At 31.0% G+C, this 25,363-nt stretch carries 22 protein-coding genes and 1 riboswitch; of the genes, 20 read left to right on the plus strand and 2 right to left on the minus strand.

The features are described from left to right. Nucleotides 1-62: 62 nt before the first annotated feature. From RSA29_RS07565 to RSA29_RS07580, 4 genes are all read left to right on the plus strand, one after another. Nucleotides 63-1,616: an amidohydrolase gene (locus tag RSA29_RS07565; RefSeq protein WP_346943428.1), complete on the plus strand. Its 1,554-nt coding sequence runs from the start codon at nucleotides 63-65 to the stop codon at nucleotides 1,614-1,616. A gap of 63 nt (nucleotides 1,617-1,679) precedes the next feature. Next, nucleotides 1,680-2,822 carry a BTAD domain-containing putative transcriptional regulator gene (locus RSA29_RS07570; protein WP_346944396.1) on the plus strand — a complete coding sequence of 381 codons (1,143 nt, stop codon included), beginning with the start codon at nucleotides 1,680-1,682 and terminating at the stop codon, nucleotides 2,820-2,822. A 366-nt stretch (nucleotides 2,823-3,188) separates the two neighbouring features. Beyond that, complete coding sequence (locus tag RSA29_RS07575; RefSeq protein WP_346943430.1) at nucleotides 3,189-3,518, plus strand: PadR family transcriptional regulator; 330 nt, start codon at nucleotides 3,189-3,191, stop codon at nucleotides 3,516-3,518. Beyond that, nucleotides 3,519-4,502 carry a permease prefix domain 1-containing protein gene (locus RSA29_RS07580; protein ID WP_346943431.1) on the plus strand — a complete coding sequence of 328 codons (984 nt, stop codon included), beginning with the start codon at nucleotides 3,519-3,521 and terminating at the stop codon, nucleotides 4,500-4,502. Between the two features lie 141 nt (nucleotides 4,503-4,643). Here the strand turns inward: RSA29_RS07580 and RSA29_RS07585 are convergent, their stop codons facing one another. After that, on the minus strand, nucleotides 4,644-4,907 hold the full coding sequence (locus RSA29_RS07585) for a cysteine-rich small domain-containing protein (RefSeq protein ID WP_346932139.1): 264 nt from the start codon (nucleotides 4,905-4,907) through the stop codon (nucleotides 4,644-4,646). A 257-nt stretch (nucleotides 4,908-5,164) separates the two neighbouring features. On the opposite strand from RSA29_RS07585, the gene RSA29_RS07590 reads away from it, so the two are divergent. The 5 genes from RSA29_RS07590 to RSA29_RS07610 all read left to right on the plus strand — a co-directional run bounded on the left by RSA29_RS07590 (nucleotide 5,165) and on the right by RSA29_RS07610 (nucleotide 9,996). Next, complete coding sequence (locus RSA29_RS07590) at nucleotides 5,165-5,653, plus strand: hypothetical protein (protein ID WP_346943432.1); 489 nt, start codon at nucleotides 5,165-5,167, stop codon at nucleotides 5,651-5,653. Nucleotides 5,654-6,074: 421 nt separating this feature from the next. After that, nucleotides 6,075-6,719 (plus strand): pyroglutamyl-peptidase I, encoded by a 645-nt coding sequence (pcp, locus tag RSA29_RS07595; protein WP_346943433.1) that lies wholly within the window; start codon nucleotides 6,075-6,077, stop codon nucleotides 6,717-6,719. A gap of 65 nt (nucleotides 6,720-6,784) precedes the next feature. After that, nucleotides 6,785-7,465 (plus strand): DUF969 domain-containing protein, encoded by a 681-nt coding sequence (locus RSA29_RS07600; protein WP_346943434.1) that lies wholly within the window; start codon nucleotides 6,785-6,787, stop codon nucleotides 7,463-7,465. A 15-nt stretch (nucleotides 7,466-7,480) separates the two neighbouring features. Continuing rightward, on the plus strand, nucleotides 7,481-8,425 hold the full coding sequence (locus RSA29_RS07605) for a DUF979 domain-containing protein (RefSeq protein ID WP_346943435.1): 945 nt from the start codon (nucleotides 7,481-7,483) through the stop codon (nucleotides 8,423-8,425). Between the two features lie 353 nt (nucleotides 8,426-8,778). Continuing rightward, nucleotides 8,779-9,996, plus strand: coding sequence for a DUF3810 domain-containing protein (locus RSA29_RS07610; RefSeq protein WP_346943436.1), 1,218 nt, complete (start codon nucleotides 8,779-8,781; stop codon nucleotides 9,994-9,996). Between the two features lie 169 nt (nucleotides 9,997-10,165). On the opposite strand, the gene RSA29_RS07615 is transcribed toward RSA29_RS07610, so the two are convergent. After that, the gene (locus RSA29_RS07615; protein WP_346943437.1) at nucleotides 10,166-11,836 is read right to left on the minus strand and encodes an MFS transporter; all 1,671 of its coding nucleotides are present in this window, start codon (nucleotides 11,834-11,836) and stop codon (nucleotides 10,166-10,168) included. Between the two features lie 209 nt (nucleotides 11,837-12,045). Here RSA29_RS07615 and RSA29_RS07620 point away from each other — a divergent pair, with 209 nt between their 5' ends. The 11 genes from RSA29_RS07620 to RSA29_RS07670 all read left to right on the plus strand — a co-directional run bounded on the left by RSA29_RS07620 (nucleotide 12,046) and on the right by RSA29_RS07670 (nucleotide 25,239). Next, nucleotides 12,046-12,663 carry a TetR/AcrR family transcriptional regulator gene (locus tag RSA29_RS07620; RefSeq protein ID WP_346943438.1) on the plus strand — a complete coding sequence of 206 codons (618 nt, stop codon included), beginning with the start codon at nucleotides 12,046-12,048 and terminating at the stop codon, nucleotides 12,661-12,663. 10 nt (nucleotides 12,664-12,673) lie between these two features. Continuing rightward, on the plus strand, nucleotides 12,674-13,936 hold the full coding sequence (locus tag RSA29_RS07625) for a cation:proton antiporter (RefSeq protein ID WP_346943439.1): 1,263 nt from the start codon (nucleotides 12,674-12,676) through the stop codon (nucleotides 13,934-13,936). Between the two features lie 158 nt (nucleotides 13,937-14,094). Further along, nucleotides 14,095-15,444, plus strand: a complete 1,350-nt coding sequence (locus RSA29_RS07630) for an APC family permease (RefSeq protein WP_346943440.1) — start codon at nucleotides 14,095-14,097, stop codon at nucleotides 15,442-15,444. Between the two features lie 334 nt (nucleotides 15,445-15,778). Beyond that, nucleotides 15,779-16,714 carry a polysaccharide deacetylase family protein gene (locus RSA29_RS07635; RefSeq protein WP_346943441.1) on the plus strand — a complete coding sequence of 312 codons (936 nt, stop codon included), beginning with the start codon at nucleotides 15,779-15,781 and terminating at the stop codon, nucleotides 16,712-16,714. A gap of 194 nt (nucleotides 16,715-16,908) precedes the next feature. Further along, nucleotides 16,909-16,953: riboswitch (PreQ1 riboswitch) on the plus strand. Nucleotides 16,954-17,312: 359 nt separating this feature from the next. Then, the gene (locus RSA29_RS07640) at nucleotides 17,313-18,293 is read left to right on the plus strand and encodes a nucleoside hydrolase (RefSeq protein WP_346943442.1); all 981 of its coding nucleotides are present in this window, start codon (nucleotides 17,313-17,315) and stop codon (nucleotides 18,291-18,293) included. 18 nt (nucleotides 18,294-18,311) lie between these two features. Continuing rightward, complete coding sequence (locus RSA29_RS07645; protein WP_346943443.1) at nucleotides 18,312-18,872, plus strand: ECF transporter S component; 561 nt, start codon at nucleotides 18,312-18,314, stop codon at nucleotides 18,870-18,872. A 1-nt stretch (nucleotide 18,873) separates the two neighbouring features. Further along, nucleotides 18,874-19,563: a radical SAM protein gene (locus tag RSA29_RS07650; RefSeq protein ID WP_346943444.1), complete on the plus strand. Its 690-nt coding sequence runs from the start codon at nucleotides 18,874-18,876 to the stop codon at nucleotides 19,561-19,563. A 291-nt stretch (nucleotides 19,564-19,854) separates the two neighbouring features. Beyond that, nucleotides 19,855-20,205 carry a CD3324 family protein gene (locus RSA29_RS07655; RefSeq protein ID WP_346943445.1) on the plus strand — a complete coding sequence of 117 codons (351 nt, stop codon included), beginning with the start codon at nucleotides 19,855-19,857 and terminating at the stop codon, nucleotides 20,203-20,205. A gap of 280 nt (nucleotides 20,206-20,485) precedes the next feature. Then, complete coding sequence (locus tag RSA29_RS07660; protein ID WP_346943446.1) at nucleotides 20,486-21,340, plus strand: RNA methyltransferase; 855 nt, start codon at nucleotides 20,486-20,488, stop codon at nucleotides 21,338-21,340. Nucleotides 21,341-21,731: 391 nt separating this feature from the next. Then, a complete protein-coding gene (locus tag RSA29_RS07665; protein WP_346943447.1) occupies nucleotides 21,732-22,403 on the plus strand; it encodes an ABC transporter ATP-binding protein in 672 nt (223 codons plus the stop codon). 1 nt (nucleotide 22,404) lies between these two features. Then, complete coding sequence (locus RSA29_RS07670; RefSeq protein ID WP_346943448.1) at nucleotides 22,405-25,239, plus strand: FtsX-like permease family protein; 2,835 nt, start codon at nucleotides 22,405-22,407, stop codon at nucleotides 25,237-25,239. Nucleotides 25,240-25,363 lie beyond the last annotated feature (124 nt).

The raw sequence follows: 25,363 nt of genomic DNA on the forward strand, positions 1-25,363 counted from the left end.
AGTTATTTTGCATATAAAATGATGTATAATATTTATACAAACATTAAAGGAGATGAGAGCTAGTGGATGTAAATATACTAATTATTAATGGGAAATGTTTATCTATGGATTGTAATATTGTTTACAATTGGATAGGGATTAGTAATAATCGTATTGTAGCTCTAGGCTTTGGTGATGAGTATAAGAATGTTATTAATCATTTTGAGAGACTTATAGATGCTGAAGGAAAAACAGTACTACCTGGATTTATTGACAGCCATTTTCATATGGTTCAGACTGCACTGAATAGGTGTTTTGTTGACTTGAGTGAGGCTAAATCTTTTAAGGACATAGGAGATTTAATTGCTGAGGCGGGAAGAAGTAATCCAGGTAGTAATGTAAAAGGTATACGTATAGACCAGAATAATTTAATTGAAAAAAGGATGCCAAACAGACATGAAATTGATGAGTTTTGGAATGACACTGCAGTGTGGCTTAACAGCTACGATTATGTAACAAGTGCATTAAATACCTATGGTCTTTTATATTACAAGATTCCATTTACTCAGGTTGGGGTACAGTATGATGATAAAAATATGCCAACGGGAATATTTAAACTTAATGCAAATGCACAACTTAGAGCAAATATTCTAAATGAAATTGATGATTTTTATCGTCTAGATGCTCTTAGTAAGCTTATGCCACACCTTGCAGCCAATGGGCTGACTACAGTAAATGCTGTAGAAGGTGGTGTAGTATATTGTGACCGAGATGCAGCTTTTATATATGATGTGATAAAACATAAAAGAGTATATCTAGATATGGAGCTCTTTTTTCAAACCTTTGATTTAGAACGTATACAAGAGATGGGTTTAAAAAGGGTTGGTGGAAGTTTGTATGTTGATGGTACCTTCAATTCTAGGGCGGCAGCAATATCCTTTGATTATAATGATGCTAAAGGTGTAAGAGGAACTTTAAATTTCACTCAGGATAAACTAGATATGATGGTTGAACAGTGTTATAGAAGAAACCTTCAACTAGCATTGTATACATTAGGTGATAGAGCTATAGATATGGCACTTAAAGCACATGAAAGAGCAGTAAATCTTACGGGGAAAACAAATCTTAGGCATAGATTGGAACACGTAGAGCTTCCTACAGATGAACATATTAAAATGGCTAAGGAGCTAGGGATTATTTTTTCCATGCAGCCAACTTATGAGCTGATTTGGGGAGGTCCTAATAAAATGTATTCTCAAAGGTTAGGGGATAGGTATAAGGATACAAATCCTTTACGTAAAATTATTGATGGTGGAGTAAAAATCTGTGGTGGTACTGACAGTGACACTACAGAAACAAATTACATATATGCCATATATGCAGCGGTAAATCATTCAAACCCCCAACATAGAATTCAGGTCATAGAAGCCATTGAAATGTTTACATGCAATGGGGCATATGCCATAAATAAGGAAAATGAAAAAGGGTTTTTAAAGATAGGATATGAAGCAGATATAGTAGTTCTGGATGATGATATTATGAGTATAAATAAGGAAAATATTAAGGATATAAAAGTTAGGACAACTATTAAGCTAGGTAAAATAATTTATGAAAATGGCCAATTTATTGAATATTAATGAGTGGTGATAGATAGTTTTATGGTAAAGATTAATTTGTTAGGCAAAATAAAAATAGAATACATGGATGAGAATTATGAGAAAACATTAAGCAATAAAACTATTGCCCTTATTTATTTGATGATTGCAAATAAGGGACGTTATCTTGCAAAGGATAAAATTATGCTTTATTTGTGGCCTGATAGTTTAGAAGACGCGGCTAGGTATAATCTAAGGTACAACCTGTGGCTGCTGAAAAAAATACTTCCTCCAGGCGAAAATGGAGAGACTTTGATTATATCTGAAAAAGATACTTGTATTTTAAACGATAATTATCCTTTTGAATGTGATCTTATAGATATAAAAGAGTTTAATTTTGACGGAGCATCTATAAATGATTTATTATATGTAAGAGAATTATTTCATGGCAATATCATGGAGGGCTGGTATCTAAAAAATTGCAATGAGTTTAATGAGATGATTTTATTCGATCGTATGATGTGTGAGAATAGACATATGGAACTTTTAAGAGCTTTAACAACTAGGTATGAGACTAAAGAAGAATATAGCAGATCTCTTGAGATACTTAAGGAAATGGCTGTTATAGAGCCAGACAATGAAGAAATAGCTCTGAAAATTATGAAAAATTATATCAGTATAGGAAATAGAACTGCGGCTATAAGTTATTATAAAAATTTTGAAACATCTTTGTGGAATAGTCTTAATATCACCCCTAATGAGGAGATAAGTAGTTTTTATAAAAGTTTATACGCAGGAAATCAAGATAATAAATCCCATAGTGATCAGCTTGAAACGTGCAATAATAGAAAAGAAAAGTTAACAATACGGGGATATTGTATTAGTAATATAGAGTATTTTTTAATTGCAGATGTCATTTCACAGATTGTAAAACTTATAAAGCCACAATACTTGATAGAATTTAACCCAGGTTTTGTCTATGATTTGAGTTATATCCAAAGAGAATTACTAGTTGAATACGGGAAGGTTAACCAGAGTGAAGAGCAGAGGATTAGTAGTGATTTGCCCGGCTTGGTCCCAAATGTTAGACTGATTCATGGATTTTGCAACTTGATAGATATTGTAACAAAGTACTATGTTTTGGAGTTGAACGTAAAGAATTATAAGAATATAGATAGTATGTCTCAAGGAGTAATAGAATATTTAGAGTATATTAAGGTTGAGGGGCTAATTATAAATGTTCTTTAAATTTTTTTGTTCCATAAAAAACAGGAGTGTGGTTTCTACAACAAATGTTCTATAATCTGTTAAAATCAAATGTAAATCGAATAAAATATATAAATTAAAGTGTAAGTGGACAGGAATTTCTGTAAACTTGCACTTTAATTTTTGAGGTATTTTGGTAATTAAAGTTGAAAGTAAATATAATTTACAAAAAGTACTTTACCTGTCGTAGTAGTTGTGTTATGATATTACTACGATAGATAAAGTAATAACTGCATTAGATGGAGTAAAATGTTGATAAGGCATCTGAAGATGAGTAATAACTAAAAAAAAGTCCAACATATTGACTTATTTATTTTTGAAGATGCTAAAAGAAAAGAAGGTGATAAATTGATAAGTAGCGATATAATCAGAGGATATAATGACACCATAATTCTAAGCCTCCTATTAGAGGGAGATTCCTATGGTTATGAAATATCTAAAAATATTAAAGGTATAACAAATGAAGAGTATATGATAAAGGAGACAACCCTTTATTCGGCATTTAACAGACTAGAGAAAAATGGATACATAGAGGCATATTTTGGAGCTGAAACCTATGGGAAGAGACGTACATATTTTAGAATAACACCAAAGGGGAAAGAATTTTACAGAGAAAAATGTGAAGAATGGCAATTAACTAAAACTGTAATAAATAAATTTATTAAGGAGATGGATTAAGTGGATACAATAATTAATTATGTGGAGAATATGTTTAAAACTTTACCAAGGACAAAGGAATTGAAAAATCTAAAATCTGAAATTTTGAACAATATGGAAGATAAATATAGTGAACTGAAGTTAGATGGAAAGTCTGAAAATGAAGCAATAGGAATTGTTATTTCTGAATTTGGCAACATCGATGAGATAATCAGGGAGTTTGGTATAGAACTAGGAAATGATAAGTTGGAAGATGATCTTGTATCAATAGATATGGAACAGGCTAGGGAATATCTAAGAATTAATAAGAAAGCAAATTTTATTGTTAGCATAGGAGTAGCCTTGTGTATGACAGGAGTAGCAATTCTAGTGTTTTTAATTCAGCTTATAGAGGATGGAAAGATATTTAGCACTCTTGGTGAGGATAAGGCGACATTTGTACCTGTTACTATATTATTAATTTTTGTAGGTGTGGCAGTGGCATTATTTATTTTTGTTGGAGTTACAATGGAAAATTATCAGTATATAGATAAAGGAGCTTTTAAGTTAGATTCTACAGTTAGGATATTCTTAAAGGAAGAAATGGATTCAATGAAGCAAAACAAGACTATTGGAGTAATTGTTGGAGTTAGTCTTTGTATTCTTTCACCAATTATATTGTTTATTGGTGGAACATTTGGGGATTCAGGGTATGTTTATGGATCGTCTATTCTTATTATGGTAATTGCTTTAGCGGTATATATTTTCATAAATATAGGTGGAAGTACTGAAAGGTATAAAAAGCTTTTACAGCAAGCGGAATACAGTATTGAGGCTCGTAAAGGAGATAAATTTATAGGTGGAGTAGCTAGTGTTATTTGGCCTTTAGCTACAGCAGTATTTCTTATATGGGGATTTATCTATGATGGGTGGAGTATTTCTTGGATAGTTTATCCAGTTACAGGAATAATATTTGGGATATTCTGTAGCATTTATAAATCAATTAAGGGTATTGAAGTAAATTAAAATTATAAAAAGTTAAGATGTTGTGAAAAAATAGCTATAGGAAAATTTGAGAAAGTGTAAGTTGGCAAGTATTTCTGTCAACTTACACTTTAATTATGGTTAGTTATAACTCATTAAAATAGAGTATGTTTAATAAAGTAGCTAGTCCTTTTTCTTTGTTGCGTCAACTATATCTTGGAATCTACTCATTATATACTCATAATTTTTCTTGTTATGAGGTAATAAACATTGAGAGCAGTCTTTTATTCCGCCTTCAATATACTTTGGATTTCCACCACAGTTAGGGCCTAGTGCATATAGTGGACAATAGCAGAATAAGCAATTAAACTCATCAGGTTTATTAGTATCATGACAAGGAAAAAATTCACAATCCTTGTGATTAAAAAACTTGTAATTTTCGCTCATTTACAACTCCTCCTAAATTATTTTAATAGCTCACGTGGGCTATTTATATTGTATAATCAAGTGATTAATATATTCAAGTTAATATTCATATTTAGAAAGAATTTTAAGGAAATCACTCCTTCGTGAAGGAGAGTTCCAGTGTGGAGAGAGAGTTATCTATTAAAAAACGTGTTGTAAGGCAGTGAATTCATGTATTATAATATGTTTATACTTATGATAAAAAAATTATTATTCTTAATTTTAGGGGGGCGTTTATTTTGAAAAATGCAGAACAAATAAGAAGAGAACTTGAAGAGTCAAAATTAAAAATATCTGAAAAAAGATCCAACTCTAAAGAACGTATAGAGAGGATGAGAAAAAAAGGCGAAGAAATAGTTGATAAAACAGAAAATTGGAGTCGCTCTGGTTGGGAAGATATGAGTGATAAACAAGCTAATACATATAGTGGATTTATGAAATTGATATTTAGAATTATAGCTATAATGCTTATTTTATTAGCTATAGTTTTTCCACCATTTATAATTATATCAATAGTTCTTTTTTACTTATCATTTAAATTTGATGCTAAGAAAATTAAAAATGATTACAAAGGAAGTAAGAGCTTTATACTGTCAATAGCAGGAGTATTGATAATGTTAATTTCATTTGTAGTACCTCCGTTAATAATTTTAGCTGTTGCTTGTTTTATTGCAGCGTATAAAGAGAAAAAGAAGAATGAAAATGAATCAAATTTAGAAGAGAAGTAGCAAGTTCAGTACTAGGGTTATTGCCGAAGTTGTCACAAGGTTAAAATTTCTTAGAAGATAACAATAGATACGCAAGAATTAAAATACATAATATTAAAGAATAAATCCACAGCAATGCAGAGATGTGTTGTTGTGGATTTTTGTTGTAAAAGTTAATGTATTAACAGGGGAAATAGGCATTTTATGTAATAAAGCAAATTGATTAAATAAAATGAAGCAAAGACATAAAAAATACAACAGATTCCATTATTATTTAAAAAAATTTAATATAATATTGAAAACTTATAAATTATTCTGTATAATACAAAAGTAGACAAAAAAAGGTCGAATTTGCGTCATTTTAAAATGTATATATTAAATGATTTCGCAGAGTCCTTTATAAATCTATTAATGAAAATACTAGCAAGGGTAGGCGAGAAGAATGAAAGTATTAATTACAGGATTTGATCCATTTGGCGGAGAAAGTCAAAACCCCGCATATGATGCAGTAAAGTTATTACCATCAGAAATAGCTGGAGCAGAGGTTATTAAACTAGAAATTCCAACTGTGTTTGGCAAGGTTAGAGAAGTTTTAGAGGCAGCGATTATTAAACATAAGCCAGACGTAGTGATATCAATTGGACAAGCAGGCGGAAGCTTTGGAATTGAAGTTGAAAGAGTTGGTATAAACTTGGCAGATGGAAGAATTGCTGATAATGAAGGTGTACAGCCAATTGATGAAATAATATTTGAAGATGGAGATAATGCATATTTCTCAAATTTACCAGTTAAAGCTATGGTAAAGGAAATTAGAGATGCAGGAATTCCGGCAACTTTATCATATTCAGCAGGTTCATATGTATGTAACTATGTTTTATATTCGATACTATATCTAATTAAGAAAAAGTATAACAATATTAGAGGTGGATTTATTCACGTTCCATATGCACCATCACAAGCTACTAGTAAAGCCTCAAATACTCCAACTATGTCAGTAGAAAACATTAGTAAAGGAATAGAAGCGGCGATTAGAGCTAGTATTACAAATGACAAAGACATAAAAACAGCAGAAGGTAAGATTTCATAAAACAATAAACATGTTTTAAGGATAAAAGTTAAAAAAATAACAAATGAAGTTTAGGGGGAAAAAATATGATTAAACTTATTGGTATCTTAATCGTAGTAGTAGGATTTACTTTGAAAATGAATTCTATCGCTATCGTTTTAGTATCAGCATTGGTAACAGGACTTGTAGGTGGACTAGCAATTCCAGAAATTTTTGAAATACTTGGAGCAAGCTTTGTAGACAATAGGACTATTTGTATATTTATTATTATTATGCTTGTAACAGGTACATTAGAGAGAAATGGATTACAAGAGGTTGTAGCAAATGCAATTTCAAAAATAAAAAGAGCGTCATCTGGATTAGTAATAGCTAGTTATGGAGTGATGAGAACTATATTAGGAGCATTTGATATAAATGTTGGAGGAGCGGCTGGATTTGTACGTCCTGTAGTAGTTCCAATGGCAGAGGGTGCTATAAAAGCAAAATATGGTGAAGTAAATGAGGAGCATCTTGAAGAAGTGAAAGGGATGTCAGCAGCAATGGAGAATATTGCTTGGTTCTTTGGACAAGTTTTATTTGTTGGAGGTTCAGGAGCATTATTAGTACAATCAACTCTTAAGGATTTAGGTTATGAGGTAGATCTTTTAGAAATGGCTAAAGTAGAGATTCCGGTAGCTATAGCGGCAATAGCATTAGCATCGGTATACTTTATACTAAAAGATAAAAAGATTGCAAAGAAATGCTATAAGGATACAAAAGAAAAATAGAAAGAGGTGAAGTGTATGTCATTCTTTATGAATGCTGAAATTGGATTATCAGATAAATTATTAGAAGTATTATTTATTGTTATGGGACTCGTTGCACTTTATGTTGGAGTTAAAACACTTTTAGATAAAGAACATAAATCAAAAATTGGAACTGCAACATTTTGGATTGCACTGGCTATAGTTATAGGTTTTGGAAGATGGATTCCAAACAAGGTAAATGGTTTACTTATTGTTGTTATGGCTATACCTTCTGTATTCAACAAGGTTTTACCAGGTGAAAACAAGGTTGCAACGCCAGAGCATAGAAATAAAATGGCAAAAAAGATAGGAAATAAGATATTTATTCCCGCATTAATGATGGGTGCTTTTGCAATTATATTTGCACTATTTACAGATATAAGTCCACTAGTTGGAGTAGGTGTGGGAGTTTTTGTTGCTATGATAATGGTTGTTGTTATGGCTAAAGAAACAAAACCAGTTGATTTTTTAGATGATGCTAAGAGAATGCTTGATATGGTTGGACCATTATCAATATTACCTTTGTTACTAGCTTCTCTTGGAGCTATATTCACAGCGTCAGGTGTTGGTGAAGTTGTTTCAAGCTTAGTTGGATGGATGATACCAGATGGAAATATAGTAATAGGAGTTATAGTTTACGCTGTAGGTATGGCACTATTTACAATGATAATGGGTAATGCATATGCTGCAATTACAGTTATGACTGTTGGTATAGGTGCACCATTTGTATTAGCACATGGATTAGATCCAAATATAGTTGGTATGTTAGCATTAACTTGTGGTTTCTGTGGAACACTTTGTACACCGATGGCTGCAAACTTTAATATTGTACCAGTAGCTATATTAGAGATGAAAGATAAATATACAGTAATTAAAAATCAATTATTAGTAGCTGGAGCTATGCTAGCTTTCCAAATAGTATATATACTACTTATAGCTTAGTAAATATTAATAATAAAATTGAATATATATTGAAACAAACCCATCTGAGATATTATTTTAAGAACTCAGGTGGGTTTGTTATATTAATATAGTAACCATTAGGATAAATGACGAGATACAACGGGTAGATAAATTTTAGAAAAGGTTATAACCTACAATTTGAAAAGTGTATAATTAGTAGTATACAATTATATATTTACAACATTGGAATTTGTAAGTGTTAATGAAAAAGCTGCTACCATAAGAGTAAAAGAGGGATAATGGCTTATAGGGGTTTTTCTGAAATTAGATACAATAGGCCCTATTAGAGTGATTACATAGTCTACTTGTCGTAACCTAGAGGAGGTGTTTTAATGAAGAGATACAAAGTGAAAATTTACTTGTTACTGCTTTTTCCATTGTCGTTATTATTAAATTATATTGCATCGCTTAATCCTAATTTCATTGAAAAATATTATTCGTCTAAAATAAATAGATTTACAATAGAAGTTATAAGTTCAATTACTAACTTTATTCCATTCTCGTTGTATGAAATAACTGTTATCTCTGCGATTATAGGATTTATTGTCTATTTAATATATACACTTATTGAGATAATAAAGGAGACTCCTTCTCAGTTTATTCCAAGGAGTGATTCACTAAGTAAGCTCCAGATACTAAATCAAAGATTTAGGATCTCACTTAAGTTCAAGTATCCAAATCATAGATTTGGATTTTCCATTAAAGAGAGAAGAGCCCATAAAAACAAATTTATTAATTTTCTACTTAATTGTTTTGTAGTTCTTTCAATTTCATATTTTCTTTTCATAATCTTGTGGGGATTAAATTATAATAGAGTTCCACTGGACGAAAGTATGGGTATGAATAATAAAAAATATACAGTTAAAGAGCTTGGTGAGCTTTATGAATATTTAATAGATAAAACTAATTTATTAAGGGAAGAGATTACTGTAGATGATAACAATATAGCAACTGTAGAGGGTGGCTATAAATCAGTTTTAAAAAGAGCTACCTTAGGATATGACATTGCTTCAAAAGAGTATGAAACTTTAGAAGGTTCCTTTGGAACACCGAAGAAACTTTTGCTTTCAGAGTTTTTTAATTACACAGGAATAACAGGTATATACTTTCCTTACTCTGGTCAGTCAGGGGTAAATGTTAATGCACCATTAATGACAATACCAGCGACTACTATTCATGAAATGGCACATCAAAGAGGTTATGCAAGAGAAGATGAAGCGAATTTTATAGCTTTTCTAGTAAGTGCAATGCACCCAGATAAAGATTTTCAATACTCTGGATATATCTTAGCATTAAGTTATACTGGCAGTGCGTTATATGAAGCGGATCTAGAGCTTTATGAAACGCTTAGCTTAAAGAAATCGGAGAATGTGGAGCGAGATAGGCTTTACCGAATAGAGTTTTGGGATAAGTACTCTGGTAAAATAGAGGAATTATCAAGTAAAGTTAATGATACCTATTTGAAATCAAATGGAGTTTCTGATGGTGAAAAAAGCTACGGACGAATGGTGGATTTGTTGCTTAATTACTATATGGAATATATTAAATAAGCTATTAGTAGAGCCAGTAAAAGATTATAAGAAGTTAGAGGTAAGCCTAGAAGAAATGGTTCGGGTATATTAAGTATTCAAAATCCAATAGAGTACTTCAATAGAAATTATTTAAAGGATGAAAAAATAGAAGAATTACACCTTGTGTTAAGATGTAATTCTTTTATTTTTATGCAGACTTTTTTTGATCTTTTATGAATAGAGTAACTATTAAACCTATGGCAGCTATTACAGCGGCACCAATAAATAAATTAGTGAAACCTGTATTCATAGTTGTTTGATAAGCTGTTTCAATGGCAGTTTTTGAACCGTCTAAAGAAGACATATAATTAGTTTTTAACGCATCAAAGTTAATGTTAGGTGTTTTTGATAGCATAGGTTTTAGGCTATCAAACATAGTACTTATAAAATCTTTAACTGTACTAAATACTGTAGTTATATCAGCATTTTGGAAGGCTGCTAAAGTATTAGCAGAAACTGAGGCACCGCTAGTAAATATATCTGAAGGCATTCCTGTTACAGGCGGTAATACTGTTTGAATGGCACCAGGTACTTTGCTTCCAGCATCAGCTATAAAATTAACTAAGATATTTGGAGATATAGCTACACCAATAGACCTAATTAATGATACTGTAGATTGTCCAGATGAAATTTCTTCAGGTGGAACTAAAGACATCATTAAATAGTTAACAGGAGTACCCATGGTAAAGCCCATACCAAATCCCATTAATACTAATCCAATGAAGAGATTAATAAAAGTTGGGTTACTTGCAGTAACTAAAGCTTGATACAATGATCCAACTAATGTACAACTAAAACCAGTTGCAAGAACCTTTTTAACTCCAAATTTATCAATGATTTTTCCACCAAGTGGGGCAGCAATACCAGTAAATACTGCGAATATTGTTATTAAATAACCACCCTCGCCAGATTTAATCATAAGGACATTTTCACCAAATTGAGGTAGGAAAACTGTTCCCATTAAACCGCAACCAACTATAAAACTGATAACTAAAGTTAAGGCTATTTGTCTATTAGTAAAATAATTAAGATTTAATACTGGATCTTCAGCTTTCTTTTCAATCCAAATAAATATTGGTAAAGCTATAATGAATATTAACAAGAAAAGCCAAACACGTAAATCTTGTACAGAGTTAGCTAAGTCATGGAATTTTAGATTTGTTAATCCATACATAAGTGAAAGAATAACTATAGTTATCATTGCTGAACCAGGTAAATCCATTTTCTTTAAAGGACCTTCTTTTTTATTTTCCTTTAGACTAAGAGCGAGTCCTAAAATAATAATACTTAGTGGTAGGTTTATAAAGAATAAATAACCCCAATTACTTGGACCAGCAATGTCTAATACAAATGAACCTAAGCTAGGTCCTATAATTGTTGATATTCCAAATACTGCACCAACTAGACCTAAGGCAGTACCCCTTTTTTCAGGAGGAAATGAAGAACCTATATAAGCTGTAGCTATAGGCATTATTCCACCACCACCAAGAGCTTGGATTACTCTTGAGAAAAGTAAAAATTGATAATTGCCAAAGAAGTTAGATAAACCACACATAAGTGAACCAATGGCAAAAAGTAAAATAGAAATCATATATACTTTTTTTCGACCATATCTATCGGAGAGTTTACCGGTAATAGGCATTGATACTGCATAGGCAAGGGTGTAAATAGTTATAACCCAGATACTCATACTATCAGTTAGACTAAAACTGTTAGCAATTATAGTTCTAGCCGGAGAAACAATACCAGAATCTATGGCCCCCATGAAAATTCCTAGTAAAAAGACAATAATAGCAAGTGTAGTAGATTTTTTTTGCATAAATTTCTCTCCTTAAACATTAATTGTTTAATCTTGTTTACATGAAATATTTATAATTAATTACTAAATATAACAATACTACTTTTGGTTAATTTTTACAATAAAATTTCGATAATAATTGTAAAATTGCATATGGTTGCAGTAAAATATTGACTAGGTGGTTTGTTTAAGGTATTATTTTAAGATAAGGTATTTTATCGGAGGTGGCTATGAATAGAAGACAAGAGCAAAATCAACAAAGTAGAGAGAAAATTATAAATGCAGCGTTAGATGAATTTGGTAAAAATGATTATTTTACTGCATCAACTAATAGCATATGTAAAAATAACGGAATTTCTAAAGGGTTATTATTTCATTATTATGTAAGTAAAGATGAGCTTTTTATGGTGTGCGTTAAAAAATGTTTTGATGAATTAAGTGAACATATTGAGAAACATATTCATAATAGTGGTGGAACAATGGAAGAAATGTTAGGTAATTATATTCAATGTAGAATTGAATTTTTCAGATTGCATCCATATTATAAAAAGATTTTTCATACAGCGATATTTAATGCTCCGATTTACTTAGTAGTAAATATTGAGGATTCAAGAAAAAGATTAAATGAGGTCAATGAATTATTTCTAGCAAAAGTTCTAGATAATTTCGAACTTAAAAAGGATGTTAACAAAAATGAAATTATTAGGACGAGTATAGATTTTGCAAATTATTTGTTATCAAAATATAAACTGTACGGTACTGAGGAAGAAAATTTTATGGAAGGATCAGCCAAAGAGTTTATTCGAATGATGAAAATGCTGTTTTATGGAGTAGTTCAGAAAGATTAGGAGGAAAGTTATGATAAAAGGATTATTGGTTGTAGCTATATCAATATTGATAGCTATGATAGTTGGGAAAATTGTACAAAAAATTAAGTTGCCTGCTATTTTAGGGTGGCTGATAACAGGAATGATTATAGGTCCTCATGCAATGAATCTGTTCAATTCAACAATTATGGATAGTGCGTGGTTTCATATAATTGAAGGATTTGCAGAGGTTGCAATCGGTCTTATTATAGGAACAGAACTGATTTGGAAAGAACTTAAAAAATCTGGCAAACAAATTATTACAATTACTATTACAGAAGCATTAGGTACTTTTGTAGCAGTGTCATTGGCATTTGGGGTTACCTTCTATTTTGCAGGTATTCCAGTTGCATTAGCATTTGTATTTGGAGCAATTGCATTAGCTACAGCACCAGCGCCTTCTTTAGCTATTGTTAAAGAGTATAACACTAGCGGACCTGTAACTAAAACTCTAATTCCACTTGCAGCTATAGATGATATGGTTGCGGTTGTTGTATTCTTTGTGGTTATTGGAATTGTTGCAAGTGGTTCATCAGGGGGAGGATTGCCATTGTGGTTTGTTCCTCTTATGATTATAGTTCCAATTATATTAGGGGCAATTCCGGGGGTAGCAGCAGGGTTTGTATTAAGAAAACCTATGAGTAAAAGAAATACTTGCATAGTAACATTTATGTTTATTATAATTACAGGATCTCTTGGTCTTGGGATTAATCATTTAATGGGTAAAAGTATATTTAACATTATGATTATGGGAATATCTTTTTCAGCCGTATTTTCTAATATGGTAACATTAGAAAGAGTTCATGAAATAATGGAGTCAGTAATGCCTATTGTAGGAGTACTTATGGTACTGTTAATTTTAAATCTTGGAGCGCCCCTAGATTATAATCTAATATTAGGTGCAGGATTATACACTGCGATTTATATTGTGGCTCGTGCTATTGGTAAAATCGGAGGATCTTATACGGGTGCTGTTATATCAAAGGCACCTGACACTGTAAAAAAATATTTAGGATTTACACTGTTACCACATTCAGGGGTATCACTTATGTTTACAGCAATAGCAGTAGGCATGCTTGGAGCTCAATCTGAGGAAGCATTAATTGTTCAAGGAACTATTGCGGCTGCAGCGGTAATCAATGAAATTATTGCAGTATTTGTTGCAAAACAGGGATTTAAGCTTGCTGGAGAAATTAAAAGTGATAATGAAATTACAGATGGTAATAAAGAAGTAGAAGAAAATAAAATTTCATAAGTGGTGATGTTGGAAGTTCTATATAAACTAAAGAAAAATCTTGAAAAGGATTAAATTAAAAAACATTAGAAATTTACTTTGAATGATTGTACCCCTATGATATAATTCTGTATTAAATACGAGTTTTATGTAGAATTTTGCGATAGGAGGTAGAGTTAATGGAAAAAGGTCTTGAAAAGAAATATGGTTTAGCTATGGCCATTGCCATGGTTATAGGAATTGTAATAGGTAGCGGTGTGTTTTTTAAAGCTGAGAAAGTTTTAACAGCAACAGGTGGAGATCTTCCAATCGGAATTTTAGCATGGGTTATTGGTGGTATGATTATGGTCATATGCGCTTACGTGTTTTCTATTATGGCTACAAGATATGAAAAAGTTAATGGGGTTGTAGACTATGCTGAAATAGCTTTGGGGTCAAAGTACGGATACTTTATAGGTTGGTTTATGACGACTATATATTATCCATCTCTAACAGGTGTTCTTGCATGGGTAGCAGCTAGATATACATGTGTTTTGATAGGATGGGAAATTGCTGGAGCAGAAGCTATGGTTATTGCTGGATTTTATCTTATAGGAAGTTATGCAATCAATGCTCTTTCTCCAAAACTTGCAGGAAAACTTCAGGTTTCTTCCACAATAATTAAGTTAATACCATTAGTATTAATGGCTGTCATTGGTACTATTGCTGGAGTTAGCAATGGAATACTTGTTGACAATTTCACTGGTGGCGCAATTGTAGAAGTTGCTGGAAATCCGCTATTTACAGCGGTTGTAGCTACTGCCTTTGCATATGAAGGTTGGATTATTGCTACTAGTATTAATGCTGAATTAAGGGATGCAAAGAAAAATCTTCCTTTAGCTTTAACATTTGGAACAGTATTTATAGTAGTTATATATATTCTTTACTATGTAGGACTCGCTGGTACTGTTGAAAATAGTGTTATGATGTCTGGTGGAGAAACTGGGGCTAAAATTGCATTCTCAAGAGTATTTTCAAGTGCTGGAGGTTCAATTCTATTTGTATTTGTTATTATATCTTGTTTAGGGACGCTTAATGGATTAATGCTTGGATGTACAAGAGGTATGTATTCTATAGCGGCTCGTAATATGGGACCAAGTTCGAAGATATTTAAATCAGTAGATGTAAATACCGATATGCCAACAAATTCAGCAATTATAGGTTTATTATTTAGTTGTGCATGGCTAGTTTATTTCTATGGAGCTAACTTAACAACAAGCTGGTTTGGTGTATTTAGCTTTGATAGTTCAGAACTCCCAATTGTAACTATATATGCAATGTATATTCCTATATTTATCATGATGATGAAAAATGAGAAGGAACTTGGGGTGTTCAAACGTTTTGTTGCTCCAGCTCTTGCAGTATGTGCATGTATATTTATGATTATTGCTGCATGTTATGCGCATGGAACGGCAGTTGTATACTATTTAATTGTTTTTGCTGTAATTATGGGAATTGGATTATTCCTTATGAACCCGAAGGAGAAATAAGGAATATTAAAATGAATGACAAGTCAAATATTCTAACATACTGACTTATTTATTTTTAAAAGATGCCAAATATATAGACAAACCCATCTGAGAGATTATTTAATATCTCAGGTGGGTTTTTTATATTTAAGTTGAAGCTCAAAATTATTAGAGTGAAAATTAAAACAAGTATTGAAAATTTATTTTCAATATATCGTATACTCTCAACATAATCAATCATAGATATATAAGGAATATTTAGTTATGTTAAGGGGTGAGTAAACTGTACATTAGTAAAAAGAGGTATACTGTACTGATGCTAATACTCTGCTGTATTATATCCATTTCCAGTTGGATGTTCTATTATAAACTTGAAAATATTAACAACAGAGATAGGGATATAATTCAAAGAGAAGCTGTTGTAGCTAAAGATAAAGAGAAACTAAATGTAGAGAGAGAAGTCTTAAATAAGGATAAGGGCGATTTAGATAAGTTGAAGGGCGAGGCTAAAGTTAAAGAAAAAGAGATTGCAAATAAAGATAAGGAGTTGAAAGATAAAGAGGAAGAACTAAAGCAAAAGGAAATAGAATTAAAAGCAAAGGAAGAAGAAGTAGAAAAAAAGTTAATAGCCAATAGGACTAAGCCTTCTACGACTGGAGGGAGCGATAGAGTTGCATATTTGACATTTGATGATGGCCCATCAGCTAATACACAAAAGATTTTAGATATATTAGCTGCAAATAAAATAAAAGCAACTTTTTTTGTGAATGGTCATATTGGTTTTGAAAGTACCTATCTAAGAATGGTTAATGAAGGGCATAAAATTGGGAATCATACTTATTCTCATAATTATAGTGAAGTATATTCTTTAGAAGATGGTTTTTTTAATAGTGTAAATCAATTAAATAATTATTTAGCATCATTAGGAATAAGTAAGCCAGATATTATAAGATTTCCAGGTGGCTCAAATAATACAGTAAGTTATCAATATGGTGGATCAGCTTTAATGGGTAGGTTAGTTAATAGTGTTGTTAATAGTGGATATGATTATTTTGATTGGAATGTAAGTTCAGGTGATGCAAGCAAACCAACAGCAGATAAAGAATCAATAATAAGTAATGTGAAAAGTGGATGTACAGGAAAGAAAACTCCTATAATTTTGATGCATGATTCAGCTCCAAAGACAACAACGGCAGAGTCATTGCAAGAAATAATAAATTATTTAAGGGCACAAGGATATAGTTTTGGAACTTTGGAAAAGGGGATAGGAGTATCGGCTAAATTTAAATAGTTTCAATAGAAGAAAATATTTCCATGGATAATATTATGAAGGATCTCTATAGCACTATAAATTTATCAAATAATTACTTTAACAAATTCATTTATAGTAGTGAATAATATGAGGTATGATGAAATGCTTAATTGCCATAAGGAGCAAATCGTGATAATATAATAATTATAATTTAATAAAATCCACAGATTTCTGTGGGAGAGGTTCGTAACCATCCCTCTATAAAAAACTAGGGCAAAAAGACTTTATGGTCGTACTATACCCTTAGTGCGACTTTTTTTATTCTTAATTTGATTTTACATTTGTTTAGTGTATATAGTTTTTAAACACAATACTCTAAATAAATTTATATATGCAAATTAAGTCTATAAGTATTTTGATACCTTGAGATGATTCTCAGGGTATTTTTTATTACTTTAAATATCAAGTGATTCTTATATTCAGATAGAGCATGCCCAAAAGGAATACCAAACTCTATATGAATGGTAGAAGAACTTATTTAGGGTAAGTGTCCGAAGTTATCTTCCACTTAAAGAAGATGAGGGGTTATAGAGGCTAGACATCAAATAAACTTATTGAAGTAGAAGGAGATGATTACATGATTAAAAAGAAAGTAATAATAGACTGTGATCCAGGAATTGATGACGCTTTGGCAATAATGCTAGCTTTAAAATCAGAGGAGCTAGAGGTTGTAGGAATAACGATAACATCAGGAAATGTACATGGTAAAAAAGGAGCAGAAAATGCATTAAAGATTTTAAAAGAGCTAAATAGATTAGATATACCAGTTTATATTGGTTGTTGTGATCCTTTAAAGAGAGAGCTTATTACAGCAGAAGATACTCATGGTTGTGATGGATTAGGAGAAAGCTTTTTACCTAAGGTAGAGGAAGTAACATATAAAGAGGGAGCAATAGATTTTATTTTAGAAACATTAAGTAATGAAGATATTACAATTATCGCATTAGGTCCATTGACAAATATAGCAAGGGGACTAGAGAAGGATAAAAATACTATGAGAAATATGAAAGAATTAGTTCTTATGGGAGGCGCTTTCAAGAGTTTTGGTAATTGCTCACAGGTTGCTGAGTTTAATTTCTGGGTTGACCCCCATGGGGCAGAAATAGTATTTAAAGAATTAAAGCGGAAAATTACTATGGTTGGTCTTGATGTCACTAGACAGTGCATTTTAACGCCAAACTATATAGAAATGATTAAGCAATTTAATGAGCCCTTAGGTGAGTTTATAGTAAAAATTATTAGATTTTATGTGGATTTTCATTGGGCCCAAGAAAGAACCTTGGGATGTGTTATAAATGACCCATTAGCCATAGCTTATTTCATTAACCCAGAATTATGCTCAGGTAAAGAATATTATGTTGATATAGTAACTGAGGGTAAGGCAATAGGAATGTCTTTAGTAGATGAAGGAGATTTTTATAGAGAAAAACCAAATTGTTTAGTGTTAAGTGAAGTTAACTCAAAAGTATTTATGGAAATGTTTTTGACTAGGATTTTTCCTAATCACAAAAAAGATATTTTATCAATTTTGGATAATAGTAAATATGGATTAAATTAAAGGGGGAGTAATAAAATTATGGATAGTAAAAATAATAAAAGAGTTATATTTATGGGGTTAGCAATAGCTATAAATTTAGTGGGAGGATTTATTGCATTATCATTGAAGCTTCCAATTTATATTGACACCATGGGAACTATTTTAGTGTCAATATTATTTGGGCCAATAAGTGGAGCCACCGTTGGAGGGCTATCTTCACTTGTTAATGCTATGACCTTTGATCCAGTATCATTATATTTTGCGCCAGTGCAATTAGTTGTTGGAATCAGTACCGGAATATTATTTAAAGATAGGAAGTTTAATGGATTTAAATCAATTTTATCAATAATAGCAGTTACTGTATTAGGTTCTGCAATAGCATCGGTTATTGCCTCTTTTGTCTTTGAGGGAGTAACCTCTTCGGGTTCAAGTATTTTAGTTGCAATACTTAAGAATTCTGGAATGAGTATTGTTACAGCAGTTTTTTCTACTCAGATTTTTACGGATTTATTTGATAAAGCTATTAGCTTTGGTGCGGTATTTACAGTTATAAAAATGCTGCCATTAAATATTAAAAGTAAAGTTGGTGTGAATGAATAATATGGATAGATATAATATAATAACAGGAAAAAATAAAAGAGAAATAGTGTTACTAAAAGCTTTGCCATGCATCTGGGGAAAGTGTACATTTTGTGATTATATAGAAGATAATTCAATTGATACATCTGAAATAAATGAAGTTAATATAGAGGTTTTAGATAATGTAAAAGGCGTTTATGGAGTTCTAGAGGTAATAAATTCGGGGAGCTGCTTTGAATTGCCAAAGGAAACACTAGAGTATATAAGAGGAGTAGTAAAAGAAAAAAATATAAAGAAATTATTTTTAGAAAGTCATTGGTGTTATAGAAACAGATTACAAGAAATGAGAGATTTCTTTGGTGTAGAAATTATTTTTAAAATAGGTGTAGAAAGTTTTAATAATGACTTTAGAAATCTATTTTTAAATAAGAATGCTAAGTTTAAGGATTATAAAGAGGTAAAAGAATACTTTTCATCAGTATGCTTGATGGTTGGAATAGAAGGACAAAGCAAAGATATGATTAAAGAGGATATTGCTATAGTTCTAGAACATTTCGACTATAGTACTATAAATATTTTTACAGAGAATACCACTAAAATAAAAAGAGATGGAGAGTTGATTAAATGGTTTGGAAAGGAATATAGATTTTTGGAGTCAGTGGAAAAAGTTGAAGTGCTATTTGAGAATACTGATTTTGGCGTAGGAGATTAACTAGAAGTTCTTTTGATATATGAGTAAAAATTCTTCCAGTAGCAACCGGTAGAGGACAGAATTAATATAGGGAAAAAGAACTAATTGAATTAGTATGCTGTAGAGTTTGTTGAAAATTTATACAGGGATTGGTATTATATACAATATAAGAACTTATTGGGGGTGAAATGATATATGAGATTTGAACTCGAATCGAGTGAGCAACTCAAAATACTCTGTGCAAGGTCTGTAAGTATGACATGTGGCGACAATTTGCACAGAGGTAATAAGTAAAGTCGTCTTTATAATTGAATGTTATACATATGCAGGCTTTGTCTCTTTAATTTAGATTGTAAATTAAAGGAGCTGAGCTTTATGGGATATGTAAAGGCAGAAACAATTTTACCGGATAGTTTATTAAGGGAAATTCAAAAATATATTCAGGGTGAATATGTATATATTCCGTCTGAAAATATAACACGGAAAAAATGGGGAGAAAAATCTGGTACTAGAGATTATATAAAGAATAGAAATGAAGAGATATTCAATAAGCATAAAAATGGAAATACAATCTTAGAGTTGGCAGAAGAATTTTTTCTTTCTATTGATAGTATTAAAAAAATTGTATATACAAAAAATAAGCATAAAAAACTACCACTGTAATAATCAGTGGTAGTTTTTTGTATATAAAGAATAATATAGAATCGTTTTTTATATATTATCTTAGTACATGGATATATTAAAATAAATATTATGATAAACCCTATAAATATGAAATCATTGATTAATGACATTTATATTTTAGGATGCAAATTTAGAATGATGATTTATTGCATTAGTGGATTTAATAGATTGATAAACCTATAAGGTAGAAGAAAATTTGGTAATCAACTGATTTCGTAATTTTTGTAATTTAAGTGCGAAGAAAGGAGTCATAGTTAAAATGGAGTTAGATTTTGAACAAACGTATAGAGAATTTTCCAATTTAAGGCTTGTTGGAAGTAAGGAAACTTCAGTAGGAATAATAAATAATTTAATAAAAAATAAAAAGGTTGATGATGAAAATTTATTTGTTATAGAGGGATTATGGGCATATGAAAAAATAATGAAAAGTAATTTAAGAATAAGAAATTTTGTGTTTTGCCCAGAGTTTATTAAAAATAAAGATATGCTTGATATGGTTCGACTTATTGTTTCTGCAGCAGATGACTCTTATCTAATATCAAGCAATTTATGTAGTAGATTGAGTAGTAGAGATGGTGAAGAAGGATTTTTCATGTTATGTAGTTTTCCACAGCATAACCTTGATGATATAGAACTGAAGGAGAATAATTTACTAGTAATACTTGAGGGGTTAGAGAAACCAGGGAATATTGGGACAATCATAAGGTCAATTGATGGTGCTGGTGGAGATGGCGTAATTATATGTAATAGTAAAGTAAAAAAAACAAACCAAAAACTAATAAAATCAAGCATGGGATCTAGTTTTATGTTGCCAGTTATAAATAGCGATATAACAGAAATTATAATGTGGCTTAAAAGAAATGGATTTAAAATTATTATTACTGATTTAAAGGCTAGTAAAAGTTACTATAATGTTGATTATAAAGGAAGAATTGCTATTATTGCAGGAAATGAAATACGTGGTATTTCAGAGGTTTGGAATGAACATGAATGTGAAAGGGTAATAATACCCATGTTCGGAGGGGCAGATTCCTTAAATGTAGGGGTGGCAGCCACAATGGTTGTTTATGAAGCAAGCTTTTGCCAAAAGGATTTAACTAGAAGGGTAGGATAAATTCAATTGATTTATTTAAAAGAGACATGGGACGGCAAAGTCATCCATTAGAAAAACAACTAGGGTAGGGAGCAATAAATCTATATTAAAATAAACCCATCTGAGAAGTTATTTAACTGTTCAGATGGGTTTGCTATATTTTTAAATTAGGTTTTTTATTCTGTTTGATCAACCATTATTAACAAAACGGGTTGAAATTTCTATGTATATATTTTACACTTATGGTAGGTAGCTGAATATTTGAAAATAATAGTTGCTGAGAATGTATAATATATAAGTTTTAGTAAACGTACACATTATGTAGCTTAGATACAAATGGCTGCTAGAATAGCTTTAGTGAAGAAACTTAAATATAATACATATGTTAAAAATATAATATGGGGGGAAAATTATGATACATGGAAAAAATCTTAAAAAGAAGTACAGTTTAGGTGAAGTAGAAATTGTAGCATTAGACATTGATGAGTTAAGCATAAGCAAAGGAGATTTTATAGCTATAATGGGACCTTCAGGGTCGGGTAAATCAACATTACTAAATATCTTAGGATGTATGGATGAACTGACAGAAGGGGAATTAGTTATAGGAGACAAAAATGTTAAAACATTATCTAAAAAGGAAATTAGTAAAGTTAAAAGAGAAGATATTGGACATGTATTCCAATCCTTTAATTTATTAGCACATTTAACAGCTATAGAGAATGTAATACTACCCTTAATACCTTATAAAAATGACTTTGACTTGAAAAAAAGAGGAGAAGAACTTTTGACAAGTGTTGGTCTTGAAAATAGAATAAAGCATTTGCCATCACAGATGTCAGGTGGAGAGCAGCAAAGATTAGCTATATCGAGAGCTCTTATAAATTCACCAAAGATTATAATAGCAGATGAACCAACAGGAAATTTGGATAGTAAGTTTAGAGATGACATTATGAATATATTTATAAATCTAAATAAAGAGGGATATACAATTATAATGGCAACACATGATGCTGAGGTTTCACAGAAAGCTAAAAAAGTAATATACCTGCGGGATGGTAAAATAACTAAAACAGAGGTGAATTAAAATGTTGAACTATATATTTAAGTCCATACGGAAATATAAAGGAAGTTTTATATTCATGATAGTGGGAATATTTACAATATTCAGTTGCATACCGGTAGGAATAGCCTCATTATATACTTCGAAGGCAATTGTAACGGAAGATATTAGTAAATATGGCAGGGGACAATATGATATATTAGTAAGACCAGAAGGTTCTATAACAGAAATAGAAAAAGAAGGTAAGCTTATAGAGGAAATTTATGCTCATGGAGGTAATGGTGGAATATCATTAGAGGATTATGAGACTATTAAAGGTATTCCAGGGATAGAAGTAGTAGCACCTGTGGCTACATTAGGATATTTTGCAGATGCTAATAGTGGGTTATCTATTGTATTACCAAGAGATGATAGTGGATATAAAATATCTATGGAATATAAGACTTCCGATGGTATTAAGGACTACTTAGTAGAAAGTGGGGAAATGTATGCTATACCAACTATTAGAAAGAATATAGCAACAAAAGAAAGAGTAGAAAAGAATCAAGAAAAAGTGGTTCTTTCAACAGAGTTAAGAGAAAATGGTACTATTGAAGTTAAAAGTAATGCACAAGGAATAGACCCAATATTACCATATTGTTTAAGTTACGGAGTAAATTTGAAGGCAGCTTACCCTTATGGAAAAACAAGCAATGTTTTTTATGGTAAAGGGGTAGATGAGTATGATGCTATCTTTTATAAAGGAAAGCATTTTGGGTATGAAATTTCAATGCCAAGATTGTGGTCTATGCTAGTAGCTATAGACCCGAAAGAAGAGTCAAAGCTTGTAGGACTCGATAAATATATAGCTGAGGGACAGTATTTAAATATGGAGAATAATACAATAAAGGAGGATACAGAAACCTTCGAATCTAGTGATTTAAAAATAAAGACAAACAAAATTCCTATCATAAGAAATACTTCAGCTACGTATCCATTTAATATAAATGTAAAGTTAGATAAGTTAGATATTAATAGGCATGAGGGAAGCAAGTTATTGGAAAATAACCTGGGAGATTTAGAACAGATGGAGAATTATGATACGGTTGGTATAGATTTTAACAATACGAGTAATAATCCATATTTAGATAAGAAAGAATCAACGTACAATGAGATTTCAAATATAAAGGTATTAGAGTCAGGAAGTAAAAATATAGATTTGACAGAATATTTAAGTCCGTTTAATCAGGTTAATTTAATAGTAGATCCTGAAAATAATTGGACAGTAGAAAAGGGTAAAACGGGAGAGGAAGTTTATCAAGGTACAAAGTATTATACATCAACACCACTAGAATATAGTAAAAATGAAAAAGAAATAAGTCTTAAATCTAAAGATGCTAAGAATAATTTACTTATATTTAGAAATTTAGAGGAGCATGGTAGTAATGTTAAGGAAGTAGTAGAAAGAGGAGAATCTACTTTTAAATTTGACACCATAGGAACTTTTGATGGAGAAAAGATGTATAATAGCGATGAAATTAAATTAAATGGTAGTCCGCTAGGTATATATGGAGACAGTTATTTAAAACAAGTAGAAGACAGTAAGGGGAATAAAGTGGATAATAAAAAGATATATCCAACTAGTGTTCCAGGATCATTAGCATCATCAGTACCACAAGGATATACAACATTGGAAGCGGCAACACTTATAAAAGGAGATAAACCCATAGATTCTGTAAGGGTAAGAATAGCAGATATAGATAAGTATGATGAAAATGCTAAAAATAAAATACAGCAAATAGCGATGCAGATAAACGAGAAGACAGGCCATCATGTAGATGTGGTAGCAGGTAGCTCAACACAAAATATAGTTACAACAGTAGAAGGGATAGATGGAGTAGATGGATTAGGCAAAATTCTTCAAAGATGGGTTACGTTAGGTACAGCGTTAAAGATAACAAACTCATGGGATGCCATAGGGTTTATATTGGTAGTTCTTTTTGTAATATGTGGAGTCTTATTTGTAATAAATAGAATAAGTTCTTATCTAGGAACTAGAAGCAATGAAATAATAGTATTAAAAAATATTGGATGGGATAATAAACAAATTGCTAAGGTAATTGCTGGTGAAAGCTTTATAGCATCACTAATTTCAACTTTATTAGTTGTAATTACTACTGTAATGTTAACGTCTAGATATGAAATTAAATTTTTAGTAGAAATAGTAACGGGGACTTTAATTATAGGGAATATATTAGTTGTAGTAGTTTCATATATATATGCCCTTGTTGCTAAAAGTAAGACTCATAGTTCAAATGGAAATATGTTTAATAAGACTGTCAATAGGATGGTAGTTAATGAAGTTATTAGAAATAAAGGTAGATATATCCTTACAATGGCTCAAATAGCTTTAAGTGGAGGTTTGGGAATATTTACTTATATGTCTCTTCAGGCTACAAGAAATAATATTGGAAATACAGCATTAGGAAATCAAGTTAATTTATCTACAGGAGAGATGAGCTTAATACTAACAATAGGAGCTTTTGCGCTTATAATATTCACTACATTTGATAGATTTTCTTCTATAGTAGAAAATAGAAAAAGAGAAATAGTTATATTAAGTACCTTGGGCTGGGATAGTTGGAATATAGGCTCAGTAGTTTATGGATCTCTCATATTAGTTGCAGCGGTAGGGAATGCTGTAGCATTTATATTGAGCTTATCATTCTATAAAGTACTTTATTCGGAATTACCAATGAGTTGGTTAAATTTGGTTTTATTAATTATATTAATGATAGGGGTAAGTGTGCTGAGTGGTATATTCCCATTAATTAAAGCCACTAAATCTGTAGTCAATGATAGCATTAAGGATAATAGATAATGGTTTAGGAATCTAAAAATTTTCAATTGTAGAATTAGGTGTTAAAAAAATTTAAGGCTATGTTTTAGTAATAATATGAAGTCCTTATCACACTTATTTAAGACATAGCTTAAATTAAAAAAAT

Origin of the sequence: Clostridium sp. (assembly GCF_036660475.1) — a bacterium.
Taxonomy (GTDB): Bacteria; Bacillota; Clostridia; order Clostridiales; family Clostridiaceae; genus Clostridium_J.